The sequence below is a fragment of the Rhizobium cauense genome (assembly GCF_019511525.1).
GTDB lineage: Bacteria > Pseudomonadota > Alphaproteobacteria > Rhizobiales > Rhizobiaceae > Rhizobium > Rhizobium cauense.
In genome coordinates this window covers 60,790-84,787 of record NZ_JAEUAT010000025.1, presented here as the reverse complement: position 1 = coordinate 84,787, position 23,998 = coordinate 60,790, and the positions used below count along the sequence as shown (strand labels likewise).

Below are 23,998 nucleotides of genomic sequence, written 5' to 3'. Positions count from 1 at the left end.
CGCTACCACTCGCTCACGCAACTCAATTGGATGCGGCTTGCCCATGGTGGTCCCCCTTCCATGGCCAAGTGAATCATGATTCACGCATAAACGGAATCCTGAATCACGTAAGCTGCGACACGCATTACAGCTGGTTCATCCTCACAAAGGCAATCATCAAGAAGGAGTTTGCTCTTTCCGGCTCCGAGCAGAACCCTGACATTACGGGCAAGAATCTCAGCCTGCTTCTCAAGCGATTGGGCAAGGAGCCGCCAGGGCCTGTTCAGGCGTTCATGGACAAGGGCGAGGATTTCATCGTTCGCGATACGCTGGAGGCGCTTGTCGATGGCATGAACGGGTTGACGGGCGAAAGACGTGTGGACGCAAGCCGCCTCAGAACACAGATCGAGGCGCGCGACCGGGAGATCGGCAATGCATTTGCGAAGGATGCACAGGTCGTCGCCATCCGCGGGGCTCGTCGCTACCTTGGGGACCGCCTGATGCGGACGGCCAAGCCACATCCGCTGCTCGATCCCAAGGCGGGACCATTGATCGCAATACGGCTGCATGTCCTGACACGAAAGTCGCTCGGTGGTCTGGAGACGGATCTATCCGCCCGAGTTATCGGCCACAATGGAGATCCTGTGCCGGGGCTCTATGCCGCAGGCGAGGTGACCGGCTTTGGTGGTGGAGGAATGCACGGTTACAATGCGCTCGAGGGAACATTTCTCGGCGGCTGCATCTTTTCTGGCAGGGTTGCCGGTCGGGCAGTGTAGAGGCGGCGCCCTTGGCGCCGCCTGACCTGGATCAGGCCTCAGCCTTCGTCGTGTCGACGACTTCTGCGCCGGGAGAATTCTTCTTGATGGATTCGATGGCGCTCAGCGCCGATGCCTTGGCCTTATAGCCTTCGGAACCAAACATGGATTCGCCGTTCGGTGCCTTGAAACGGAAACGGAACTCGCCAGCCTTGTCCTTGTAAACTTCGAACTTATACATCGATTTTTCTCCCGGAATCAGGATGTTGTCCTATTTGCAACCGCAGCCTAAAACAAAAAACGCAACTATTCCATCGGGATATTTGCAGGCTCTGCAACCGGCGCGGTGGACGGGTGCCCAGAGAAGAATACTCCCGCGGCGCCGACTGCTACGGCTTGAAGATCGAGAACACCGATGAGAACTTGTTGATCAGGTACGGCGCGAAAAGCACCAGGCCGGAATAGAAGAAGTTGGCGGCCTTGGTCATGTCGGGGATCTCGTTGACACTTGCGAAACGATAAAGGCAGGCAAGGCCGAAGCCGACATAGAGCATCAGTATCGCAACGGTTCCGACAAGGGCGATGAAGCGGCTGGAACTCGCCTTCATCATCGTGATTGTGATGGGGAGTTGGCCTGCCGCGAGAGGCGCACCTGCGGCATCAATGGGCGTCCCTGCCGCGTCGGTTTTCGTCAACTCGACTTCCTCGGACAACGCGTCGGTGAGTGACCAGTCCCGGGCCTCCCGGAGCGAGCGGTAGCACAGCAGCATCGATATCACGACGGCGATGGCGACGAGCACGATCAACATATCGGCAAAGTTTATCAAACTCACCAGAGCCTCCCTCAAAGCGCGGCGACGCGCGATGCATCCATAAACCGAGTGTAATCTTTGCGTGTATTATGTCAATATGCACGCAAAGATTACACGCCGATGCAACCGTCGGAAAGTCGCGGCATAGAAGGAAGGTGTAGTTTGTCTGTCACTTTACGGCGGCGAGAAAGTCTCCGGCGCCTGTTTCGAACTGCAGCTTGGCGAGTTTGGCGTATATTCCGCCATCCCTGATGAGGGTCTGATGGGTTCCCTCTTCAACAATGCGCCCCTGATCCACGACGAGGATCCGGTCGGCCTTCAGCACAGTCGCAAGACGATGGGCGATGACGAGTGTCGTTCGGCCGGTCATGAGGCCGTCGAGGGCTTTTTGAACAAGGGTTTCGCTTTCGGCGTCCAATGCCGAGGTCGCTTCGTCGAGGAGTAGCACCGGCGCATCCTTCAGGATGGCACGCGCGATGGCAATACGCTGGCGCTGCCCGCCTGAGAGCGTGATGCCGCGTTCGCCGACCTGTGTGTCATATCCCTGGTCCAGCCGGGCAATAAATTCGTCGGCCTGTGCGGCGCTCGCGGCGGCGCGGACCTCTTCGCGGCTTGCCTCGGGACGGCCGAAGGCGATGTTGTCGTGAATGGACGCGGCAAAGATTGTGACATCCTGTGGTACGATCGCGAGGCGCTTGCGCAGTTCGTGAGGATCGGTGCTGCGGGCATCTATGCCGTCGACCTTCACGGCGCCCAGCTGCGGATCATAGAAGCGGAGGAGCAGCGAGAAGACCGTGCTCTTGCCGGCTCCGGAGGGGCCAACGATCGCGACAGTCTCGCCGGGAGCCACATCGAAGCTCAGGCCATGCAGAGCGGATCTTTCCGGTCGCGAGGGGTAGGCAAAATGCACGTCTGAAAACTGGACGCGGCCTTGCGATGGCGCGGGAAGTGCCATTGGTGCGGCAGGCGTCGCGATGGGGGAGACCTCATCTAGCAATTCGGTAAGCCGGTCGGCTGCGCCTGCCGCCTGAGAAAGCTCGCCCCAGACTTCGGACAGTGCGCCGAGCGAGCCGGCGGCGATGACCGAGTAGAGAAGGAACTGACCAAGCGTTCCAGGCGAAAGCGTGCCAGCCAGAACATTGTGCGCCCCCACCCAGAGAACGGCAACGACGCTGCCGAAGATCAGGGTGATGGCAATGCCGGTCAGAAGCGCGCGGGAGCGGATTGCCGCACTGGCGGCTTGGAAAGCAGTCTCGACCGCGGCTCCATAGTGGCCGCCGGCGGCATCCTCGCCGCCGAAGGCCTGAACGGTACGGGTAGCCGCGATCGTTTCATTGGCAAAAGCGGAGGCATCCGCCAGTGTGTCCTGGGCGGCGCGCGACCGCTTTCGCACCGACCGACCGAAGGCGACGAGCGGAAAGACAACAAGGGGAATGGCGCCGAGGGCCAGGCCGGCGAGTTTCGGCGAGGTGACGATCATCATACCCATGGCGCCAAAGCAGAGGATGAGGTTGCGGAGAGCGACGGAAGCGGTCGCGCCGACCGCCGACTTGATCTGCGTCGTGTCCGCTGTCAGGCGCGAGACAATCTCGCCCGACTGGTTGACGTCGAAGAAGGCTGGCGACAGCCGAGTCACGTGACTGAAAACATCGCGGCGCAGGTCGGCGACCACACGCTCGCCAAGTGTGATCACAAAGTAGTAGCGAAGGGCGCTCGCGACGGCGAGCACGATCGCCATGATCATCAGCATCAGGAAATAGCTGTTGATGAAACTGCCGTCGGCCTCAGTGAAGCCGTGGTCGATCATGCGACGGACGGCGAGGGGCAGCGTGAGGGAGGTTACGGCGGCAAGCGCAAGCGAAGCGAGCGCACCGGCGACCATGCCGCGGTAGCGCGCGACATAGGGTGTCAGCCGACCGAGCGGCTTCAGCGATCTCGACTTCTTTTCCCCGGCTTGTCCTGCGTATGCCAATTCGTCTCCGATCCCCTACAACACCGCCGATCCGCGGCTTATGGCTCTTGTTATCCTGCCGGCCTTCATGTATAGGCAGCCCATCCTAATGGGAAGCCGTAGCCTTTGCGTCTGCGGCTTCATTTATTCAATCGGTCCTCTTGTCGCAACGAATATGCGTCAAATTGGACGTTGCATGGCAGGAAGATTGTTATGAAGGCAGATATCCATCCCGACTATCACACGATCAAGGTAGTCATGACCGACGGCACCGAATACGAAACCCGCTCGACCTGGGGTTCTGAAGGCGCAGTCATGAACCTCGAAATCGACTCCAAGTCGCACCCGGCATGGACTGGTGGCAACCAGCAGCTCATGGACCGTGGCGGTCGTGTTTCCAAGTTCAACAAGCGTTTCGGCGGCCTCGGCCTCTAATCGCTCCCACTTGGTGGAATTCGAAAAGCCCCGCTTCGGCGGGGCTTTTTTGTGGAATTGCGTAGCAAACGCCACCAGGCCGATTTCCAACATCCACCAGGGCAGGTTCACGCCAACCGCGGCCGTCACGAGACGCGGCTGACTATCCCTTTGTGACCGGCTGCACCCCATCGATAATTTCGGTCTTTGGCGATGTCGCTAGGTCCAGGTCCATTGCCGCAAGAGCAAGGCCGACAGGACTACGTGCAGGCCTACCGCCGGCCACAAAAGTGGCCCTGCGAACCCGCCTGCTGCACCGAGATAGGCAAGATACAAAGCCACTGCTGTGCTGTATGCCAACATTCCAAGTAGAGGCGAGTTCCGCCAACAGCTAACACCCAAGGCGCATAACGCAATGCCAGCCACGCGAGCCGTGGGGATGGCAGCGCCCGCCAATGGCTCACCAAGCAGCACCTGCCCGACAAAGGACGGCACGACCAACAAGGCAACGCCTGTTGCGAATTCGGCCGCAGCCGCGAGGTCAAGTACCCTGATTGTCACTGCGCGTTGCCTTTCGTCGCCGACGCCTACTGTTCGCACCGCTCAAGCTATCTCAGGGCGTTGTGCTCGCCTCCGGCTTCAATTCGAAAGTCAGCTTGTCGATCTTGCCGGTAAATCTGAACGGCGGGTCGTAGCGATGCTCGACCAGCGCGACGCCGGTGCGGGTGTCGAGGCCGACGTCGAAGGTCTCATCCTCCGGGAAGGTGACGGGGATGCCGTGCTCAATGGAATTCCTGGCCACTTCCTTGCCGTCCACGGACAACACACCGGTGCCGCCCTTGCCGAGACCTGGCCCGTCGGACTTGAAGTCGAAGACGATCCTATGCTTGCCGGCTTCCAGTTCAGGCCCTTCCCATGTGGTGCGCTTGAGATCCAGGAGGTTGTAAAGGAACACCACCTTGCCATGCCCAACGCCGAAATCGCCTTTGCTGAGGAACAGACCGTAGCCACCGAAGCGTCCGCCCTCGGTGACGATCATGCCGTCCCCCGTCCGGAATATCGACGTCAGCGGTGATGGTGTACGACTTGTTCATGATGCTGGGTGCTGCACTTGCGGGCACGCCGCTCAGCTCTCCGGAGTAGGTGAACTCCGTTCGTCCCGCCGTCAGGTTCGGGCGCAGTGTATTCCAGCGGGCAAGCGTCGAGTTGTCGAGCGGCAGAACGTTGTACTTCTTCGCCTCGGCATAGAAGAGGTCCTGCAGTTCCTTCAGCTTGTCGGGCATCTGGGCCGCCAGGTCGGTTGCCTGGGTTGGATCCTCTCCGGTATTGTAGAGTTCCCAATTGTAGCCGGTGATGACATCGGGCGGCGTAGCGGTACTTAACTCCCATGGCAGCGTCGCAGGCGTCGTCGCCGCCACCCAGCCATCGTGGTATATGGCGCGGTTGCCGAGCATCTCGAAATACTGAGTGCCATGCCGGCTCGCCGCGGTCGCATTCGCCTTGTCCCACGCGTAGACCATGCTGACGCCTTCGATCGGGCGCTGCTGGATGCCGTTGATTGTATCGGGCGCGGGAATGCCGGCTGCTTCCAGGATCGTTGGCACGATGTCGATGACGTGGTGGAACTGGCTACGAATGCCACCTTGATCCGTGATATGGCCGGGCCACGACATGACAACGCCTTGCGCGGTACCGCCGAAATGCGAAGGCACCTGCTTCACCCACTTGAACGGCGTGCCCATCGCCCAGGCCCAGGCAGCCGCGTAGTGCGGGAAGGTCCGCTCGGAGCCCCAGAATGGATACCAGAGGAACTGATCCTTGACCGGCACCTGGATGCCATTGAAGGTCGTGAACTCGTTTGGCGTGCCGTTGATCATGCCTTCGGCGCTCGCGCCGTTGTCGCCGCCGATGTAGATGATCAGCGTGTTGTCGCGTTCGCCGAGGTCTTCCACCGCCTGGATGACGCGGCCGATTTCGTGATCGGCATAGGCGAGATAGGCTCCATAGATATCTGCCTGCCGGGTGAAGAGTTTCCTTTCCTCGAAGCTCAGGGAGTCCCATTTCGGCAGCCCGTCCGGCCAAGGCGTCAACTTGGCGTTTTCTGGCATTATGCCGAGCTTCTTCTGGTTGGCGAAGATCGTTTCACGCACCTTGTTCCAGCCCTCGTCGAAGAGGTGCATGTCGCTGATCTTCTTGATCCATTCCGCCGTCGGATGGTGGGGCGCATGCGTGGCGCCAGGCACGTAGTAGACGAACCAGGGCTTGCCGGGTGCGAGCTCCTTCAGCTGCTTCATGTACCCGATCGCCTCGTCGGCCATCGCGGTCTCGAGGTTCCAGGCGGGCTTGCCTTCGAAGGGGTAGATCGGCGTCGTGTTGCGGAACAGGTTCGGCTGCCATTGGCTGGCGTCGCCGCCGACGAAACCGTAGAAATAGTCAAAGCCCATTCCGGTCGGCCACTGGTTGAAGGGGCCTGCCTGGCTCGATTGATAGGAGGGTGTGTTGTGGTTCTTGCCGAACCATGAGGTGGCATAGCCATTTTCCTTCAGGATCGTGCCGATGGTGCCTTTCTCGATTGGAATGATCGAGTCGTATCCGGGATATCCGGTCGCGATCTCACCCACCACGCCGAAGCCGACCGAGTGGTGATTGCGCCCGGTGATCAGGGCCGCCCGCGTCGGCGAACACAGCGAGGTGGAATGGAAATTGGTGAACCTCAGCCCCTCCCTGGCGATGCGATCCATCGCCGGCGTCGGGATGACGCCGCCAAACGTGCTCGGCGCGCCGAAACCCTGGTCGTCCGTCATGATCAGCAAGACGTTTGGTGCGCCTTTCGGCGGCACGACGCGCGGTGCCCACCATGGCCGCGATTGGTCCGCCTTTTCACTGATCAAGCCGCCGAAGCCCGGAGGGGGCGGTGGAAGTTGCTTCCCGGTGATTGTCGTCGTCGCCCCGGGCGCGCCGAGCGTACCTGTCACCTGTTGGGCCAATGCTGACGTATAACCCAGAGCGAAAAACGCCGCACCCACAAGCATGTTCCGGCCAATGGTCATGGCGGACACCCCCCTGCTGCAGATAGACAAGGCCATTATATTGCAAAATACTCATATGTGCGACGTGCAGTCGCCAAAAAGACGGCATTTACCCGAGGGGATACGCACTTTCCGGACATCCGGGGAAGCTTGCGGGCACAACGAAAAACCGGCTGCACGGATGCAGCCGGTTTCACGAATTCCGATTAAGTGCTTCAGTTGTTGCCGAAGGCCGTCTGCAGCAAGCTCAGCTGAGCCTGAACGCTGTTCTGGTTATCGGGCACGATCGGCGCTTCGGCCGGACGATAGATTTCGCGATCGAGCAGGGCAACGCGGTTCTGCAGGCGCAGCGAGCGTTCGATCAGGTCACGGAAGGACTCCGGCAGATCGCCCCAGCCTGGCGCGTTGCGGTCGACGTTAAAGCCGTCGAGACGAACCTTGTTCTTCTCGGCGAGCACCTGATCGCGCGACATCTCGCCATTGTTGACGGCGCGCTGCAGCAGCAGCCAGGACGCCATCTGCATGAGGCGTGTTGTCAGGCGCATCGACTCCGCCGCGTAAAGAACGGACGCCATGCGCGGCAGAACCTTCGAGGCCGCACGGCCTTGACCGTCGAGGTAGGCGGCGGTTTCTTCAACCAGCGACATGCCTTCCGAGTACAGTGCTTTGAACTGCGAGGATGCGGCAGCGCGACCTGCAAAACTGATTGTGTTCAATCCAAGCTCTGACATTTAAATAGTCCCTGTTGCACGCATCTACTTATGGTCAGGTAACGCCAGCCGAAGGGAAAAAGTTTCTTCAGCCGTCCTTTATGCTTTTAAGATGGTAGCTTTAGCCGAATTGCGCAAGGCGTTTCTTAAGAAAGGGTTAACTTCCACAGTTTCATGGAAATGGTCCCCAGCGCAATGAAAAAAGAAGAGCCGCAAAAGCGGCTCTCAAGGTAAAACAGGGAGAAAAATCAGACCAATTCACCGCATGGAAAACTGTCTGAGATCCAGAGAAGATCTGGATGAGTACAGTAATACCTTATAAAGCTTAATGGCCGCTTAAACCTGTGCCGGTTTAGTGCTTCTCGCCGCCGGGATTTGCAGCTTCGGCGAGTAACAAATCAGGAGCGGAAGAGGCTTTCCGCAGCTGATCTTGTGGACGTCTTGCTGGCCGCTTCCGCCTCAAGTCTCGTAATCTCGGCCTTGAGCAGATCTATGCGCGCCTTTAGCTCGTCGACCGAGAGGGTGGAGAGATCGGCCCCGATCTCATGCGCAACTTTCTTCTGCGGCCGGTCGTCGTCGATGAAGCTCATGAGCAATCCTCCCTTGTCAGCCTCAGTTATATTTTAGGGCAGGATCACCGGTTTCGGGAGTCTTGCCGCCCCCGCGGTCGGCAAGCGACATGCTTTCGGGCGTCAGTGTCTGCGAGGTGGCCGTCGGGATGGTGGTAAAGGCATCACGGTCGCCGACAGGAACGGCAGGGCGCATACGGCTGCGAATGATCGCATAGGCGGTGATCAGAACATGGGCCACCGCCGTAACGAGGAAGAGGGCATGCGGGTTGATCATCGCCATAACGGGGCCGCCGATGGTCGGACCAATGATGGTGCCGATGCCGTAGAGCAGCAGCAAGCCGCCGGACACCTTCACGAAGTCCTCCGACGAGGCAAAGTCGTTGGCGTGGGCAACAGCGATCGGATAGAGCGTGTTGGCAACGGCGCCGTAGAGCACAACAAGTCCGATGATGAAAACCGGCGATGACGGATGCAGGACGGCGAGCAGCAGGCCTGCGAAAGCTGCGATGGCCGACATGGCCGCAAGGACATGGCGCCGGTCAATGCGGTCGGAAAGCCGCCCTGCCGGCAACTGCATCAGAGCGCCGGCAAAAATGGTGGCGCTCATCATGATGGCGATGCTGGTATCGGACAGGCCGGAGCCTGCGCCAAAGACAGCGCCGAGCGTTCCGTAGGCGCCGTTGGCGATGCCGACGAGGAGAATGCCGAGGCAGGACACCGGGGAGTTGCGGTAGAGGGCCGGGAGATCGAGCTTCACGGCTTTCAGCGGCTGCGGCGAGGCTGCGGTCGAGAGCGTCGTCGGCAACATCGCGATGCAGTAGAAGATGCCGCAGATCATGAAGAGAACAGGCGTGCGGACATCCTCGAGAGGGATCATCATCTGGCCCGCCACGACGCCGAAGAGCGTGATGGCGATGTAAAGCGAGAAGATCGCGCCTCGGCTCTCGTTCGTGGCGCGCTCGTTCAGCCAACTCTCGATAATCATCGAGGTGCCGGCGGTCGCAAAGCCGGTGACGGCGCGTAACAGCACCCACCAGACCGGATGGATGATGATGCCGCTCACAAGAGCGATGATTGCGATAATCGCAATGAAGCCGGAAAAGGCGCGGACGTGGCCGACGCGGCGCACCAGTTTCGGGGCAACGAGGCAGCCGATGACGAAGCCGGCGGCCCATGACGTCCCAAGCAGGCCGAGGGTCGTGGTCGCGTAGCCTTCCAGATTGCCGCGCACCGGAAGCAGAATACCCTGCAACCCGTTGCCCATGAAGAGAAAGAGCGTCCCGAAGAGAAGCGAGGCGACGGAAAGCAGATTTCTTTTCATATAGCCAGACTCTATGCGTTGAATGTCAAAGGACATATGGCGGCACGCAGTGTCGCCTAGCCTCGAGAAGATTGATTGTGCCCCCAAATGCCTTTACGGCATGAATAAATGCAGTCGTGACGCGAAAAAATGTCCGTCCTGTGACATTCCAAAGAGATGGAAAAATAAAGACATGACGAAGCTGATCGCCCTACTGCTCATTCTGGCGATGGCGATTCAGGTGATCAAACCGCTGGGTGTTCCCGGTTTGCGTCGACGTATGGATTTCTGGAAGATCGCGCTGATCGCTTTTGCGATCTGGGCGTTGGCGCTGGTCGGGCGCGACCTGTTCGTTTAGTACGCGACTTCGCCGCGCATGACCGGCGCGCAGGCGCCCGAGATTGTCACGTCGGAAACGATACCGCCCTTCTTGACAACATCGATACCGATGATGCTGCGGCGTCCCATCTCCACGCCTTGCTCGATGGTCAGCGAGACGTCCATGTCCGTCTCGGGTTCGAGGGAGACGAGATAAGCGCCAAGAGCTGCAGATGCGCTGCCGGTCGCGGGGTCTTCCGTCACGTTGTCGAGCGGCGCAAACATCCGCGCACGGATCGCCCATGGTTTCTCCGGCGAGCGGACGTAAACGAAAAGCGAGAAGTCGTGGTTGCCTTCGGCTGTCGGGCCGGCAGCGTCCTGAAAGTATGCAAGGTTCGGCCGCGCGCGACTGAGCGCCGCGAGATCTGCGAGTTCGGCAACAACGAAGCTCAAACCCACCGATGCGACGACCGGCTGATGCTTGGCTACACGGATCTCCTGCGGTTTGATGGCGATGCAGCGGGCAACGGTCTGCTCGGATATCGCGTTGCCGATGCTCAGAGGCTTCGGCGCACGAATGGATGCCGACAGCACCTCATCTGCTTCACGCTGCAATTTGACTTCCACCAGGCCCGCTTTCTCCTCGAAGCGTAGCTGATCGCCGACCGGCCGACCGAACACCTGTGACTGTTTGCCGAGGACATAGGCCGTTCCGACGTTCGGATGCCCTGCAAACGGGACCTCCATCGTCGGTGTGAAGATGCGGACGTGGGCGGTGTTGGCTGGATCCTCCGGCGGAAGCACGAAGGTAACCTCCGAATAGCCGAACTCGGCCGCGATGTTCTGCATGTCGGTATCGCTCAGCCCACGTGCATCCGTTATCACGGCCAATGGGTTGCCTTCGAAGCGGGTGGAGGTGAAGACATCGACGGTCGTGAAGGCAACGGTTCTCATGACTGCTCCGAACTGGCTGACGTCATGATCTCTACCGACGATCGGTCGGCCGCAGAAGCAAGAAGTTGTCGCCGTCACAATGAAAAAACCGGCCGCGCAGCGACCGGTTTTTTCTCTGCATCCTTGGAATTAGGCTTAAGCCGCCTTCTCCAGATCCTTCTTCCAGCTCCCCTTGGCGGCGAGGCTGTTCATCTCGGCGCGATGGGCAAAGGCACGCTGACCTGCGGCGACGTTTTCCGGCTTGCCACCCCAAGCCTTCAGAGCGGTGTCCTGAAGTGCGCGGCCGTAGGAGAAGGTGACAGCCCACGGCAGGTCATAGCCGGAGTTGATAGCGGAAAGATGCGCAGTCGCTTCTTCGCTGGATTGCCCGCCGGAGAGGAAGGCGATGCCGGGCACGGCTGACGGAACGGTGCGCTTCAGCACCTCGACGGTGCGCTCGGCGACTTCAGCCACCGAAGCCTTGCGGGCGTTCTTGCCGTCGATGACCATGTTCGGCTTGAGGATCATGCCTTCGAGGCTGACGCGGGCATCGGCCAGTTCTTCGAAGACGGTGCGCAGCGTCCATTCCGTCACCTCGGCGCAGCGGTCGATGTTGTGGTCACCCGGCTTGCCGTCCATCAGGCATTCGGGCTCGACGATCGGAACAATGTTCGCCTGCTGGCAAAGCGCTGCATACCGGGCGAGCGCATGGGCGTTGGCCTTCATGGAGCCCCAGGTGGGCAGGGTGGAGGAGATCGCGATGACGCCGCGCCACTTGGCGAAGCGGGCACCCGCTTCGTGATACTTGGCCAGGCGATCCGCGAGACCGTCGAGACCTTCCGTGATGGTTTCGCCGGGATAGGCCGCCATCGGCTTGGCGCCGATATCGACCTTGATGCCCGGAATGCTGTCGGCAGCGCGGATTATGTCGACGAAAGGCGTGCCGTCTGCTGCCTTCTGGTGGAGGGTTTCTTCGTAGAGGATCACGCCGGAAATATATTGACGCATCGCATCGTCCGTGCGGAACAGCATTTCGCGGTAGTCGCGACGGCTCGTTTCCGTCGATTCAAGTCCGATCGTATCGAACCGCTTACCGATCGTGGCTGTCGATTCATCTGCTGCAAGCAGCCCGCGGCCACCAGCTACCATACGCACGGCAATGTCTTCCAAACGTTCGCTCATATCGTTCTCTCCACAGCAAAGAAAAATCGTCAACCGGTGAATATAGGTCGCGGATAACAGAAGTTTATGGGCGGGAAAACGGCAGCAAAATTCTTTGAAACGTTTGAATTTTTTTTAATCGTTTGAAAGTTTGAACTTTTGTACTCGTTGCGAGCAAAAGACCGCGACGCTTGCGCGCCGCGGTCTATCTACATGTAAAATTTGTTGAATTCGGTTGGCCGAATCATTTGTCCTTGTTGAGGACAGCGACGCCGGGAAGGACTTTGCCTTCCATCCACTCAAGGAAGGCGCCGCCAGCCGTCGATACATAGCTGAAATCGTCGGCCACGCCGGCATGGTTCAGCGCCGAGACTGTGTCGCCGCCGCCGGCGACAGACGTAAGCTTGCCAGCCTTGGTGCGCTCGGCGGCGAATTTCGCCGCAGCGACTGTTGCCTTGTCGAAAGGTTCGATCTCGAAGGCGCCGAGCGGGCCGTTCCAGACGAGCGTGTTCGCACGTTCGATCCAGGCCTTGATCGCCTCGACAGACTTCGGGCCAACGTCGAGTACCATCGCGTCGCTGGGGATTGCATCGATCGCCACGGTCTCGTTGGCGGCGTTCGCCTTGAATTCGCGGGCGACGACGCCGTCCTCCGGCAGAATGATGGCGCAACCGGCTGTTGCCGCCTCGATCATGATCTGCTTCGCGGTATCCGCAAGATCATGCTCGCAGAGCGACTTGCCGACATTCGTGCCACGTGCGGCAATGAAGGTGTTTGCCATGCCGCCGCCAATCACCAGCGCATCGACCTTCTTCACCAGGTTCATCAGCAGGTCGATCTTGGTCGAGACCTTGGCGCCGCCGACGATGGCGACGACCGGGCGGGCCGGATTGCCGAGGCCGCTCTCCAGCGCCTCAAGTTCTGCCTGCATGGTGCGACCGGCGTGGGCAGGAAGATGGCGCGCGAGGCCTTCCGTCGAAGCGTGTGCGCGGTGAGCGGCAGAGAAGGCGTCGTTGACATAGATATCGCCGTTCGCGGCCAGCGCCTTGACGAAGTCAGGGTCGTTCTTTTCCTCGCCCTTGTGGAAGCGGGTGTTCTCGAGAAGCAGGATGTCGCCGTTTTTCATCGATGCAACTGCGGTGGCCGCAGCTTCGCCGATGACGTCACTTGCGGTCGAAACAGGGTGGTCAAGCACCTCCTCGACGGACGGGGCGATCAGAGACAGCGAGAGATCCGGTGACGGGCCGTCCTTCGGGCGACCGAAATGCGCGAGCAGGATGACCTTGGCACCCTTCTTCGAGAGTTCCAGGATGGTTGGGGCAACGCGCTCGATGCGGGTGGTGTCGGTCACTTTGCCGTCTTTGACCGGAACATTGAGGTCAACGCGAACGAGGACGCGCTTGCCGGCAATATCGTTGAGGTCGTCGAGGGTCTTGAAGGAAGGCATGGAAAAGTCCGTTCGTTATTGCCCAAAGATGCGGGGACCATAGCAAGGATGACCGCAGACGCAAGCAGGTCATTGCGGGTTTTCATCGCCCTTGCCGGACGTTGCCGCGGCGGCTGCTTCCCGCTTCCTGCGGCCCTTGAGACGGTCGCGGATGCGGTCGATGATATCGTGCAGATTGAGGAAGATCGGCAGGGCTGTAGCGGGCTCGAGAGCCTCCAGCGACATGCCGACGGATGTGATGTGATCCTGGTCGTCGAGGTCGCGGACGATGAGAATGATGGAGCCGAGGCGTACACGGTCGGCATAGTCCGCCTTGCCGCCCAAACGATGCTTCATCAGTTCGGCGATCGTCAGCCCTTTCTCGGATTCATTCAGCAGGCCCGGACCATAGGCGGCGTCGAGATCGGCGGCCGGTCGGGCCGGCGATAGCGCAAAGGCGCCAAAGAAATCGGCATCGTCTTCCTCGACAGGAGCACGGCTGGCAAAGAGCTTGTCGAGAAGCCGCGAATAGGACGGGACGACGAAGAGATAAACGAGGTCGTTCTCGCGCAGCCTGCCGGCATATTGATAGCGCATCGACTTGCCATCGCGGATGACCAATGACGGTGTTGCCCAGCGCGGGATCCGCTCGCCACGCAGTACGGGACTGTCCTTGATCACACGATAGGACAGAAGCTCGTGGTTCGCCGCGCCCGGCAGATCCACCTCCACCTTGTCGACGGCGCCCATCCGTGGCGGAATGATGAGCCCGAGTTTCTTGGCGACCGGCTTGATCGTCCATCCCTGTACGAGAAGCGAGACGAGCACGATGATGAAGGCGCAGTTGAAGTAGACCTGGCCATTTTCCAATCCGCCGAGAATGGGCATGATCGCGAGCAGGATCGAGACGGCTCCGCGAAGGCCGACCCAGGCGACAAAGCCGATCTCCTGCTGTGTGTAGTCATAGGGCAGCAGCGAGAGCCAGATGGCGAGCGGGCGGGCAATGAAGATCAGGAATAGGGCGAGCAGCACGGCAGGAATGGCGATCGCGGGAAACTGCGATGGTGTCGCAAGGAGCCCGAGGACCAAGAACATGATGATCTGGGCAAGCCAGGTCATGCCGTCCTGGAAACGTTTGATCGAAGCATAGCCCTGCAGCTTGCGATTGCCTGCGTAGATGCCGGCGACATAGACGGCGAGGAAGCCGCTGCCTCCGACCGCGCCGGTGGCCGAAAAGACGAGCAGTGCAAGCGCCAACACGAAGATCGGCGTGAGGCCGCGGTCGGTTTCCAGCTTGCTCACGATCAGAACGATCATCATGCCGCCAAGCAGACCGAGGATCACGCCGAGGCCCATCTGCTGCACGAACATGGCCAGCATGCTGATGTCGATGCCGTGGTAGCGCTCGCCGCTGGCGAGAATCTCGACGAGAGCGATGGTCAGGAAGATCGCCATCGGGTCGTTGGTTCCCGATTCTACTTCCAGCGTCGAGCGCACCTTGTCGCGAATGTTGATGCCGCCGATGCGAAGCAGGAAGAAGACGGCGGCGGCGTCGGTCGAGGCAACGATGGAGCCGAGCAGTAGGCCTTCCAGCCAGGTGAAGCTCAGTAGCCACATGGCCGCAACGCCAATGAGTGCCGCCGTCATAAGGACGCCGACCGATGCAAGCGTTATCGAGGGTACGGCGGCAAGCTTGAAGGCTTGCACTGGCGTTCCGAAGCCGGAGTCAAAAAGGATGATTGCCAGCGCAATCGAACCGAGGATGTAGGCTAGGTAGTTGTTGGTGAACTCGATCCCGAGGCCATCCGTTCCTGCAAGCAGGCCGATCGCCAGGAACAAAAGGAGGAGGGGAGCGCCGAAACGGAAGGCTAGCAGGCTTGAAAATGCAGCAAGAAGCACGAGCGTCGTCGATACGAGTACGACGATATAGAACGCTTCCATGCCTGTCCCCTTACCCGCAATCTAACGCAGACCGCCCCCGGTCCCGCAGCCCATTCCCTGTCGCCCTTTCGTGATCATTCCTAGCTCGTATGAGTAAACGGCAAAACACGTCGGAAGGGTAGGCCTTGCGGTCAAACCCAAGCGGTTTTGCGGCTTCATGCTGCTGTCTTGGCCTGTCGGATGGCAAAGCCGGGATGGATGCTCACGAAAGAGCATGAAATCGAGTGTATGAGCAAATCGGGCGATAGCAGGGCAGAAACCCCCGTGTCGCGCTTTTCCTCTCAATCAGCGAATGCTGGTTGAGCCAGTTGACATCGCCCGGGTGCGACGTGCGTGCTCAGGCGTTGTCGTCTTCTTCATCCTCGCCATCGGCGACGTCGGAAATCGGGATCAGAAAGACAACGAACTCATCGTCGATCGTACGTTCCGGATCGTCGTCGAACTCGTAGGCGTGTTCGACCTCACTCGCCTCTTCGCCAGTTGCCTTGCGCAGTGTGAGCGCGGCGATCCCGTCCCAGACCGGCTTGCCCTGCGATTGCAGTACCGTCAGATCCTCGCGGAAATCCTCGGCCTCGAAGAAGTGCTTGGCATCATCGGCATTCTCGGAGCGAAAACTTGCGATTGCTTGTCCGCCGATCTCGATCGTGAAGTAGTCCATCAAATTCTCTTTCGCTTCTGTGCGGTCTGCCGTCCATCGACAGTACGGCTATTGATGACGCGGCACCAGTCTTATCTAGCGAGGTCCCATGACGGCACTTTCTGCCGGCCGCGACGCTAGCCAGCTCGGCGCCAAAGGAAAAGCGGCCCGGTTGCCCGAGCCGCTTTCGAAGATTGTGGCGCGACGCTCTTAGATGAGCTTTGCGAAGGCAACGGCCGTGTCGGACATGCGGCTGGAGAAGCCCCACTCGTTGTCATACCAGGACAGGACGCGCACGAAGTTGCCTTCCATGACCTTGGTCTGGTCGGTGGCGAAGATCGACGAGTGGCTGTCGTGGTTGAAGTCGCGGGAAACCAGCGGCTCGTCGGTGTAGCCGAGGATGCCCTTCAGCTTGCCGTTTGCGGCAGCCTTGATCGCTTCGTTGATTTCGCCGACGGTGGTGGCCTTCTTGGCAACGAACTTGAAGTCGACGACCGAGACGTTCGGGGTCGGAACGCGGATCGACGTACCGTCGAGCTTGCCCTTCAGGTGCGGCAGAACCAGGCCGACGGCCTTGGCGGCGCCCGTCGACGTCGGGATCATGGACAGGGCTGCAGCGCGGGCGCGGTACAGGTCCTTGTGCATGGTGTCGAGGGTCGGCTGGTCGCCGGTGTAGGAGTGGATCGTGGTCATGAAGCCGTGGTCGATGCCGACGGCGTCATCGAGAACCTTCACAACCGGCACGAGGCAGTTCGTCGTGCAGGATGCGTTGGAGATGACCAGATGCTCCTTGGTGAGCTGGTCGTGGTTGACGCCGAAAACGACGGTCAGGTCGGCGCCATCGGCAGGAGCCGAGACGATGACGCGCTTGGCGCCGGCCGTCAGGTGGGCGGCAGCCTTGTCGCGAGCGGTGAAGATGCCGGTGCATTCCATCGCGATGTCGACGCCGAGTTCCTTGTGCGGCAGGGTCGCCGGATCCTTGATCGCGGTCACCTTGATCGGCTTGCCGCCGCCAACGGTGATCGTGTCGCCTTCGACCTTAACCTCGGCCGGGAACTTGCCGTGGATGGAGTCGTAGCGCAGCAGGTGGGCGTTGGTCTCGACCGGGCCGAGATCGTTGATCGCGACGACTTCGATGTCGGTGCGGCCGGATTCGACGATCGCGCGGAGAACATTGCGGCCGATGCGGCCGAAGCCGTTGATGGCAACCTTTACAGTCATGTGCATTCACTCCCTAGAGATGGGGCTTGCGGATTGAGTTGGAGAGCGCTGATGCGCTCTCTTACAGCTTTGCTTCTGCGGCAGCGACCACGGCGTCCGCGGTGATGCCGAAATGCTTGAAGACTTCCTTCGCCGGACCGGAGGCGCCAAAGCCCTTCATGCCGACAAAGGTACCCTCAGGACCGATGAACGCATCCCAGCCTTCGCGAACGGCGGCTTCGACGGCGATCTTGACCGGCGAGTTGCCGATGACGTCCTTGCGGTAGGCATCCGGCTGATCGAAGAACAGCTCCGTGCAGGGAACCGAGACGACACGAACGCTGACGCCCTTGGCCTCCAGCGTTGCGCGAGCCGCCACGGCGAGTTCGACTTCGGAGCCCGAAGCGAAGATCGTCACCTTGGCATCGGCTTTGCCTGCGAGCGTGTAGGCGCCGAGCTCGCAAAGGTTCTTTTCGCTGTACTCGGTACGCACTGGCGTCAGGTTCTGGCGGGTCAGCGCGAGCGCGGACGGGTGGGTCTTCGACTTGACGGCGATCTGCCAGCATTCGGCCGTTTCAGTCGGGTCGGCCGGGCGGAAGACACGCAGGTTCGGGACGGCACGCAGGCCGGCGATCTGTTCGACCGGCTGGTGCGTCGGGCCGTCTTCACCGACGCCGATCGAGTCGTGCGTCAGGACGTGGACAACGCGGATGCCCATGAGGGCGGCCAGGCGGATCGGCGGGCGGCAATAATCCGAGAAGATCAGGAAGCCGCCGCCATAAGGAAGAAGACCGCCATGCAGGGCGATCCCGTTCATGGCCGACGCCATGCCGTGCTCGCGGATGCCCCAGTGCATGTAGCGACCGGCGAAATCCGTCGGCGTGATCGAATGCATCTGGCTGGTCTTGGTGTTGTTCGATGGCGTCAGGTCAGCGGAACCGCCAAGGGTTTCCGGCAGGAAGCCGTTGATGACTTCGAGCGCGTCTTCCGAAGCCTTGCGGGTAGCGATGACAGGCTTGGTTTCGACGAGCTTCTTCTTGTAGGCGCTGATGGCTGCGTCGAAGCCTTCCGGCAGGTCACCGGCAAAGCGACGGCTGAACTCGGCCTTGTGTGTCGACTTAGCCAGGCCGTCTTCCCATGTCTTGACGAGGTCGACAGAGCGGCTGCCGGCTGCACGCCACGCATCGAGAACGTCCGAAGGAACGACGAAGGGCTCGTATTCCCAATTCAGCGCCTTGCGGGTTGCCGCGATTTCTTCAGCGCCGAGCGGGTTGCCGTGAACCTTGTGGGTGCCCTGCTTGTTCGGAGCGCCGAAGCCGATGATCGTCTTGCAGGCGATGAAGGTCGGGCGGTCAGATTTGTGGGCGGCTTCAATCGCGGCGGCAATAGCAGCCTGGTCGTGACCGTCGATCTCGATCGTGTTCCAGTGAACGGCCTTGAAGCGGGCGACCTGGTCAGTCGAGTCCGACAGGGAAACGGCGCCGTCGATGGTGATCGAGTTGTTGTCCCAGAAGAGAACGAGCTTGTTCAGCTTCAGGTGGCCGGCAAGCGCGATCGCCTCATGGCTGATGCCTTCCATCAGGCAGCCGTCGCCGCAGATGGCATAGGTGTAATGGTCCTGGAGCTCGGAGCCGAACTCGTCGCGCAGCTTGCGTTCGGCGATCGCCATGCCGACGGCATTTGCAATGCCCTGGCCGAGCGGGCCGGTCGTCGTTTCGATGCCGGTCGCGTGGCCGTATTCCGGATGGCCGGCGGTCTTCGAACCGAGCTGGCGGAACTGCTTCAGGTCCTCGACTGTCATGTCGGGGTAGCCGGTCAAATAGAGCAGCGAATAGAGCAGCATCGAGCCGTGGCCGGCGGACAGAACGAAGCGGTCGCGGTTCGGCCATTGCGGCTTCTTAGGGTCGAAGCGCAGATATTTTGTAAAGAGAATGGTCGCTACATCGGCCATGCCCATCGGCATGCCGGGGTGTCCGGAATTCGCCTTTTCGACTGCATCCATGGCGAGGAAACGGATCGCATTTGCCATCCGGTCGTTTTGTTCAGGAGAGGTCATGGCTATTCCACGGGTTCCGGGTGTCGGGGGATGGCCTCAAGCCTGTGGAGACCATCAATGAGAGCGGGGTGACACATAGCAGTTGGAACGGCCAAGTCAACAAACGGAAGGCCCTCTGGAGGCGTCTCCAATCGATTTTAGACATATGACCATCAATTTTTACAAAAGTTGAATGCCGCGTGCGGCGGCAGTTGATTTTCGTCATCCACAGGATAGGACGGCAGCGGCCATGCCGCCTTTATTGACGTGCCGTTGGCGAGGTGCGTATCTTTTTGAAAATACTGGATCGGTCTAGGGCGCCGATTCGCGGGTCTTGTGCGGGAACCGGAGAATACATGACGCCTACAGGCAAAATCATGGAAGCAGCACTCAACGAGCTTAGGCAAGCCATCGCTGGTCTCGAGAACGCCGTCGATATGCGTATCGAGCATCAGCGTGAGCAGGGCGAAGTCGAAGGCGAGGTTCGCCGCATTCACGCCGACCGCTCGAAGCTTGCACAGGAACTCGACCAGGCGGAGTTTCGTGCGAACCGCCTCGAGGAAGTCAACCGCGAGGTCTCGCGTCGGCTGGTGACGGCCATGGAGACGATCCGCGCGGTTCTGGACCGATAGAAAGGCGCGACACATGGCGCAGGTAACGGTAACGATCGACGGCAAGGCCTATCGCATGGCCTGCGAGGAAGGTCAGGAGGGACATCTGACGGACCTTGCGACGCGCTTTGACAACTATGTCGGCCATCTCAAGGGCCAGTTCGGTGAAATCGGCGACCTCAGGATTACCGTCATGGCGGGGATCATGGTCATGGACGAGATCTCGGAACTCAGTCGCCGCGTCGCTGATCTCGAATCCGAGTTGGAGACACTGCGCAATACCCGCGACACCGTCCTGACTGCAAATGCGCGGACCGAAGAGAGCCTTGCTGCGGCACTCGGTGAAGTCACGAGCAGAATCCGCGGCATAACCGACAAGCTGAACGGCAGGGCGTCGGCCGAACTCAATTAAATAGGCACGGTCTACCGGGCCCTCTGGCGCACCAAGGAATTCAGCCTTATATATCTGGTGCGATCTGCGCCTCTCGACAGGAACCACAATCCCTGGGGCCATACTCGATCCAAAGGGAGCTGTCCCTGACCAGGCTCGTGGGCCTGGACACACGGTGCCCACCTACGTTTGTAGGCACCCAGGATCGTAAACATCCATCGGTTGCCGTGGATCGCACTTCTCCTTTTACTCTGTTGCGTGCTGTGCTGCTGCTGCAATGCAGATGTGACGCACACTTCACTTGCTTGCAGCAATGCGAATGCTAGTTTCCGGAATTATATCGATTTAATTTCCAGGAGATTTCAGATGCAGCTTGGCATGGTGGGTTTGGGCCGTATGGGCAACTACATGGTCCAGCGATTGATGCGCGATGGCCATGAATGCGTCGTTTACGACGCCAAGCCGGAAAGCGTTGCCGATCTCGTTGGCAAGGGTGCGGTCGGCAGCGCCTCCCTCGAGGAGTTCGTCTCGAAGCTGTCGCGACCGCGCGCCGTCTGGCTGATGCTGCCGGCGGCCATCACCGACAAGGTTATTGCCCAGCTTCTGCCGCTGCTGCATGACGATGACATCATCATCGATGGCGGCAACTCATACTATCACGACGATATCCGGCGTGGGGCGGAGCTCATCACCAAAGGGATCCACTATGTCGATGTCGGCACCAGCGGAGGGGTCTTCGGCCTCGAGCGTGGCTATTGCCTGATGATCGGTGGCGAGAAGGGGATCGTGCAATCGCTGTCCCCGATCTTTGCGTCTCTGGCGCCGGGCCAGGGTGATGTCGCTCCTTCCGCCGGTCGCAGCGCGCGCCCGGAGAGCACGGCCGAGCTGGGCTACCTTCATTGCGGCCCGCACGGCGCCGGACACTTCGTCAAGATGGTTCACAATGGTATCGAGTACGGTCTGATGGCCGCCTATGCTGAAGGGCTGAACATCCTGAAGCATGCGAATGTCGGTGCGGCCACCCATGAGGTGGACGCAGAAACAGCACCTTTGGCGCATCCCGAATACTATCGCTATGACTTCAACCTGCCCGATGTTGCCGAAGTGTGGCGCCGCGGCAGCGTCATCACGTCGTGGCTGCTCGATCTGACTGCCGATGCACTGCACGCCGATCCCGTCCTCGGCAAGTTTGCTGGCCGCGTCTCCGATTCCGGCGAGGGTCGGTGGACGATCATGGCGGCGATAGACGAAAGCGTGCCGACGCCGGTGCTGAGTGCCGCGCTTCATGGCCGCTTTTCATCGCGCGACAATGACGAGTTCGCCAACAAGGTGCTTTCGGCGATGCGCGCTGGCTTCGGCGGTCACGTCGAGAAGCCGAAGGGATAAGGCACTCCACCCGTTACTATTTCCGGCCCGCGCACTCTCATATGCGCGGGCTTTTCTTTTACAAAGCACGATATATTGTTGGGGGATCGTTAGGGGGCAATGTTGATGGTTCTCGCAATTGGTGTGCGTGGTGTATTGCATCTGCTGATATCGGTGATGTTCCTTCTTGGGGTCGCAAGTACGGGCGCCGCCCAGACGGCACCTGCCTCAACTCCTTCTGCGGCAACCACTGCTCAACCGCCTGCTGAAGTGCGTCAGATTCTTGATTTGATGCAGACGCCGCAAGTGAAGGAGTGGATGGCGACGCAAACGCGGGCTCAGCCTCAGCCGACAACCACCCCGGCCGAAACCGGAGAGGTGTCGGCATTGTCCGAACTCGTCGATCATGCACGCCGTCATGTCGAGATGGTCTCCGATGCGGCAATGGCTATTCCCGAAGAGGTGGCGTCCGCCTCCGATATCGTCGAGCGCGAGGTCGCGCCGGCCGGTTGGGTGCTGATAACGACCGAGGTCTTGGTACTGTTTCTAGCCGGAGCGGTGGCTGAGCTGCTGTTTCGCATCGTCGTCCCGAAGCCGCGAGTTCGTCAGAGCGACGACGAGGTGATGACGGTTGCGCACCACGCGACGGCAAATCTCTTCTATCGCATAGTGCCGGCAGTGGTGTTCGCAGCGGCCACGCTGGTGCCCTTGCTTGCCTTCAACTGGCCGCCGATTACGCGGTCCATGGCGATCGCGATCGCAATTGCGCTGATCGTCGCTCGCGTCGCTGTCGCCTTGGGGCGGCTGCTGGTCGCACTTGTGACCCTGCCACGGGCGGATGGCGAGCGCCAGGTGTCGCGGGCTAAGGCCTTGTTCTGGTTTCGCCGCTGTGCCCTCTTCGTCATTTATTTCGCCTTCGGCTGGGCGGCGATCCAGCTCCTGGTCCCGCTTGGCTTTTCGGAAGGCGCCCGCTACTTCGTTGGTTACATCCTCGGCCTTGGATTGCTTGCCATTGCCGTCGAGGCCGTCTGGTCCCGCCCGGTGGAGGAAGGGGAGCATCGCAGCCTCACCCTGTCTTGGGGGCTGACGATCTATTTCGGATTGCTCTGGCTTCTCTGGGTCACGGGCTTCAATCTGTTGCTGTGGATTGGTATCTATGCGGTGCTGCTGCCACGGGCGCTTACGGTTGCCACGCTGGCGGTTCGCTCTCTGCATCAGGCGGAGGCAGGGTTGCTTGCGCAACGCAGGATCGCCACCGTGCTCCTTGATCGCGGCGTTCGGGCGATCATCATCGCCGCCGCAGCGTTCTGGTTTGGCCGTATGCTTGGCCTCGCCGCGGATCGAATGGCAGCCGGGGAGACGATGATCGATCGCATTGCGCGGGGCGCGATCGGTGGGATCGTCATTCTGCTTGCTGCCGACCTGCTCTGGCACCTAGCTCGTGCCTACATCAACGGCAAGCTGGACGAATCCCGTATCGATGGAGCCGCCACGGACGAGGAGAAGGCCAGGCGTGCGCGTCTGCAGACCTTGCTCCCGATCTTTCGCAACATTCTAGCCGTCATCATCGCCGTTATCGCGGTTCTCATGGTGCTGTCCGGTCTTGGAGTCCAGATTGCCCCTCTGATCGCAGGTGCTGGTGTTGTCGGCGTTGCCGTCGGCTTCGGTGCGCAGACCATCGTGAAGGATGTCATCAGCGGCATGTTCTATCTGTGGGACGATGCCTTCCGTGTCGGGGAGTACATCGAGAGTGGCAGCCACAAGGGCGTGGTTGAGGCTTTCAGCCTGCGTTCCGTCAAGCTGCGGCATCATCGGGGGCCGCTGACGACGGTGCCGTTCGGCGAACTCGGGGCGGTCAAGAACCTCAACCGCGACTGGACGATCGACAAGATCACCTTGAACGTGACCTATGACACCGATCTGGTGAAGGCCAAGAAGGTGATCAAGCAGATCGGACAGCAGCTCCTGGACAATCCCGACTACAGTCCGCACATCATCGAGACGCTGAAGATGAAAGGTGTGGAGCAGTTTGGCGAGTTCGCCATCGTTATCCGCCTTGCGATGATGACGAAACCGGGAGAGCAGTTCGTAATCCGGCGCAACGCGCTGGCCATGATCCGCAACGCCTTCAAGGAAAACGGCATCGAGTTTGCCGTTCCGACGGTGCAGGTCTCAGGTGAAGGGCACGAGGCTGAAGCGCGTGCCGCAGCCGCACGCCACACAGCGCAACGTTCCGCCGGCCCGGAGGAGCCTGCCATCTAGGCTTCCCCGGCGGCGGTAGGCGTGAAGCAAGCCTTTGAAACATTACGAAAATGCAATGTCCCGTAGCCATTCGTGCGCCAAATTTGCCCTAATTGGGGATGAAGGAGGCGAGAGTGGCGGGCGGGCTCGGTCAGCGCAGGCTATACGTTGATACAGCTTGCGACTTGCTTGTGTTACGTGTTTCGAACGCATTCCC

At 60.3% G+C, this 23,998-nt stretch carries 20 protein-coding genes, 1 other RNA gene and 1 pseudogene; 8 read left to right on the top strand and 14 right to left on the bottom strand.

The window, feature by feature from the left end; all coding sequences use genetic code 11:
• On the top strand, positions 1 to 755 hold a 755-nt coding region (locus JNB88_RS30265), incomplete at its 5' end, for an FAD-binding protein (protein WP_223217392.1).
• Positions 756 to 786: 31 nt separating this feature from the next.
• On the opposite strand, the gene JNB88_RS30260 is transcribed toward JNB88_RS30265, so the two are convergent.
• The 3 genes from JNB88_RS30260 to JNB88_RS30250 all read right to left on the bottom strand — a co-directional run bounded on the left by JNB88_RS30260 (position 787) and on the right by JNB88_RS30250 (position 3,518).
• Entirely contained in the window at positions 787 to 975 is a 189-nt protein-coding gene (locus JNB88_RS30260) for a YegP family protein (protein ID WP_007527415.1), read from the bottom strand.
• A 148-nt stretch (positions 976 to 1,123) separates the two neighbouring features.
• On the bottom strand, positions 1,124 to 1,567 hold the full coding sequence (locus JNB88_RS30255) for a hypothetical protein (RefSeq protein ID WP_156142632.1): 444 nt from the start codon (positions 1,565 to 1,567) through the stop codon (positions 1,124 to 1,126).
• A 148-nt stretch (positions 1,568 to 1,715) separates the two neighbouring features.
• The gene (locus JNB88_RS30250; RefSeq protein WP_220358664.1) at positions 1,716 to 3,518 is read right to left on the bottom strand and encodes an ABC transporter transmembrane domain-containing protein; all 1,803 of its coding nucleotides are present in this window, start codon (positions 3,516 to 3,518) and stop codon (positions 1,716 to 1,718) included.
• Positions 3,519 to 3,710: 192 nt separating this feature from the next.
• Here JNB88_RS30250 and rpmE point away from each other — a divergent pair, with 192 nt between their 5' ends.
• A complete protein-coding gene (rpmE, locus tag JNB88_RS30245) occupies positions 3,711 to 3,932 on the top strand; it encodes a 50S ribosomal protein L31 (RefSeq protein ID WP_007527409.1) in 222 nt (73 codons plus the stop codon).
• Positions 3,933 to 4,524: 592 nt separating this feature from the next.
• On the opposite strand, the pseudogene JNB88_RS30240 reads toward rpmE, so the two are convergent.
• From JNB88_RS30240 to JNB88_RS30225, 4 genes and pseudogenes are all read right to left on the bottom strand, one after another.
• Positions 4,525 to 6,961: pseudogene (locus JNB88_RS30240) on the bottom strand (arylsulfatase).
• 194 nt (positions 6,962 to 7,155) lie between these two features.
• Positions 7,156 to 7,671 carry a protease adaptor protein RcdA gene (gene rcdA / locus JNB88_RS30235; RefSeq protein WP_007802538.1) on the bottom strand — a complete coding sequence of 172 codons (516 nt, stop codon included), beginning with the start codon at positions 7,669 to 7,671 and terminating at the stop codon, positions 7,156 to 7,158.
• Between the two features lie 377 nt (positions 7,672 to 8,048).
• Positions 8,049 to 8,240 carry a DUF1192 domain-containing protein gene (locus JNB88_RS30230; RefSeq protein WP_220358663.1) on the bottom strand — a complete coding sequence of 64 codons (192 nt, stop codon included), beginning with the start codon at positions 8,238 to 8,240 and terminating at the stop codon, positions 8,049 to 8,051.
• Positions 8,241 to 8,262: 22 nt separating this feature from the next.
• Positions 8,263 to 9,543, bottom strand: coding sequence for an MFS transporter (locus tag JNB88_RS30225; protein ID WP_220358662.1), 1,281 nt, complete (start codon positions 9,541 to 9,543; stop codon positions 8,263 to 8,265).
• A gap of 172 nt (positions 9,544 to 9,715) precedes the next feature.
• Between JNB88_RS30225 and JNB88_RS30220 the strand changes: the two genes are divergently transcribed.
• Positions 9,716 to 9,880, top strand: a complete 165-nt coding sequence (locus JNB88_RS30220; protein WP_197066723.1) for a hypothetical protein — start codon at positions 9,716 to 9,718, stop codon at positions 9,878 to 9,880.
• Here the strand turns inward: JNB88_RS30220 and JNB88_RS30215 are convergent.
• From JNB88_RS30215 to tkt, 7 genes are all read right to left on the bottom strand, one after another.
• Complete coding sequence (locus JNB88_RS30215) at positions 9,877 to 10,794, bottom strand: PhzF family phenazine biosynthesis protein (RefSeq protein WP_220358661.1); 918 nt, start codon at positions 10,792 to 10,794, stop codon at positions 9,877 to 9,879. The two genes, JNB88_RS30220 and JNB88_RS30215, sit on opposite strands and share 4 nt — an antisense overlap.
• Positions 10,795 to 10,929: 135 nt before the next feature.
• On the bottom strand, positions 10,930 to 11,955 hold the full coding sequence (locus tag JNB88_RS30210; RefSeq protein WP_037136941.1) for a class I fructose-bisphosphate aldolase: 1,026 nt from the start codon (positions 11,953 to 11,955) through the stop codon (positions 10,930 to 10,932).
• Positions 11,956 to 12,178: 223 nt separating this feature from the next.
• Complete coding sequence (locus JNB88_RS30205) at positions 12,179 to 13,381, bottom strand: phosphoglycerate kinase (RefSeq protein ID WP_220358660.1); 1,203 nt, start codon at positions 13,379 to 13,381, stop codon at positions 12,179 to 12,181.
• Positions 13,382 to 13,450: 69 nt separating this feature from the next.
• Entirely contained in the window at positions 13,451 to 15,301 is a 1,851-nt protein-coding gene (locus tag JNB88_RS30200; protein WP_037136938.1) for a potassium/proton antiporter, read from the bottom strand.
• Positions 15,302 to 15,638: 337 nt separating this feature from the next.
• Positions 15,639 to 15,959 (bottom strand): hypothetical protein, encoded by a 321-nt coding sequence (locus JNB88_RS30195; protein WP_220358659.1) that lies wholly within the window; start codon positions 15,957 to 15,959, stop codon positions 15,639 to 15,641.
• 189 nt (positions 15,960 to 16,148) lie between these two features.
• The gene (gap, locus tag JNB88_RS30190) at positions 16,149 to 17,159 is read right to left on the bottom strand and encodes a type I glyceraldehyde-3-phosphate dehydrogenase (RefSeq protein WP_018858863.1); all 1,011 of its coding nucleotides are present in this window, start codon (positions 17,157 to 17,159) and stop codon (positions 16,149 to 16,151) included.
• A gap of 61 nt (positions 17,160 to 17,220) precedes the next feature.
• Positions 17,221 to 19,194, bottom strand: coding sequence for a transketolase (tkt, locus tag JNB88_RS30185; RefSeq protein ID WP_220358658.1), 1,974 nt, complete (start codon positions 19,192 to 19,194; stop codon positions 17,221 to 17,223).
• A 335-nt stretch (positions 19,195 to 19,529) separates the two neighbouring features.
• Between tkt and JNB88_RS30180 the strand changes: the two genes are divergently transcribed.
• From JNB88_RS30180 to JNB88_RS30160, 5 genes are all read left to right on the top strand, one after another.
• Complete coding sequence (locus JNB88_RS30180; RefSeq protein WP_037136935.1) at positions 19,530 to 19,805, top strand: DUF4164 domain-containing protein; 276 nt, start codon at positions 19,530 to 19,532, stop codon at positions 19,803 to 19,805.
• Positions 19,806 to 19,818: 13 nt separating this feature from the next.
• Positions 19,819 to 20,196 (top strand): cell division protein ZapA, encoded by a 378-nt coding sequence (locus JNB88_RS30175; protein WP_037136934.1) that lies wholly within the window; start codon positions 19,819 to 19,821, stop codon positions 20,194 to 20,196.
• Positions 20,197 to 20,254: 58 nt separating this feature from the next.
• A non-coding RNA gene (gene ssrS, locus JNB88_RS30170) (6S RNA) lies at positions 20,255 to 20,413 on the top strand.
• 128 nt (positions 20,414 to 20,541) lie between these two features.
• Complete coding sequence (gene gnd, locus JNB88_RS30165) at positions 20,542 to 21,561, top strand: phosphogluconate dehydrogenase (NAD(+)-dependent, decarboxylating) (RefSeq protein WP_220358657.1); 1,020 nt, start codon at positions 20,542 to 20,544, stop codon at positions 21,559 to 21,561.
• Positions 21,562 to 21,666: 105 nt separating this feature from the next.
• Positions 21,667 to 23,802, top strand: a complete 2,136-nt coding sequence (locus tag JNB88_RS30160) for a mechanosensitive ion channel family protein (protein ID WP_420832231.1) — start codon at positions 21,667 to 21,669, stop codon at positions 23,800 to 23,802.
• The last annotated feature ends 196 nt before the right edge of the window (positions 23,803 to 23,998 follow it).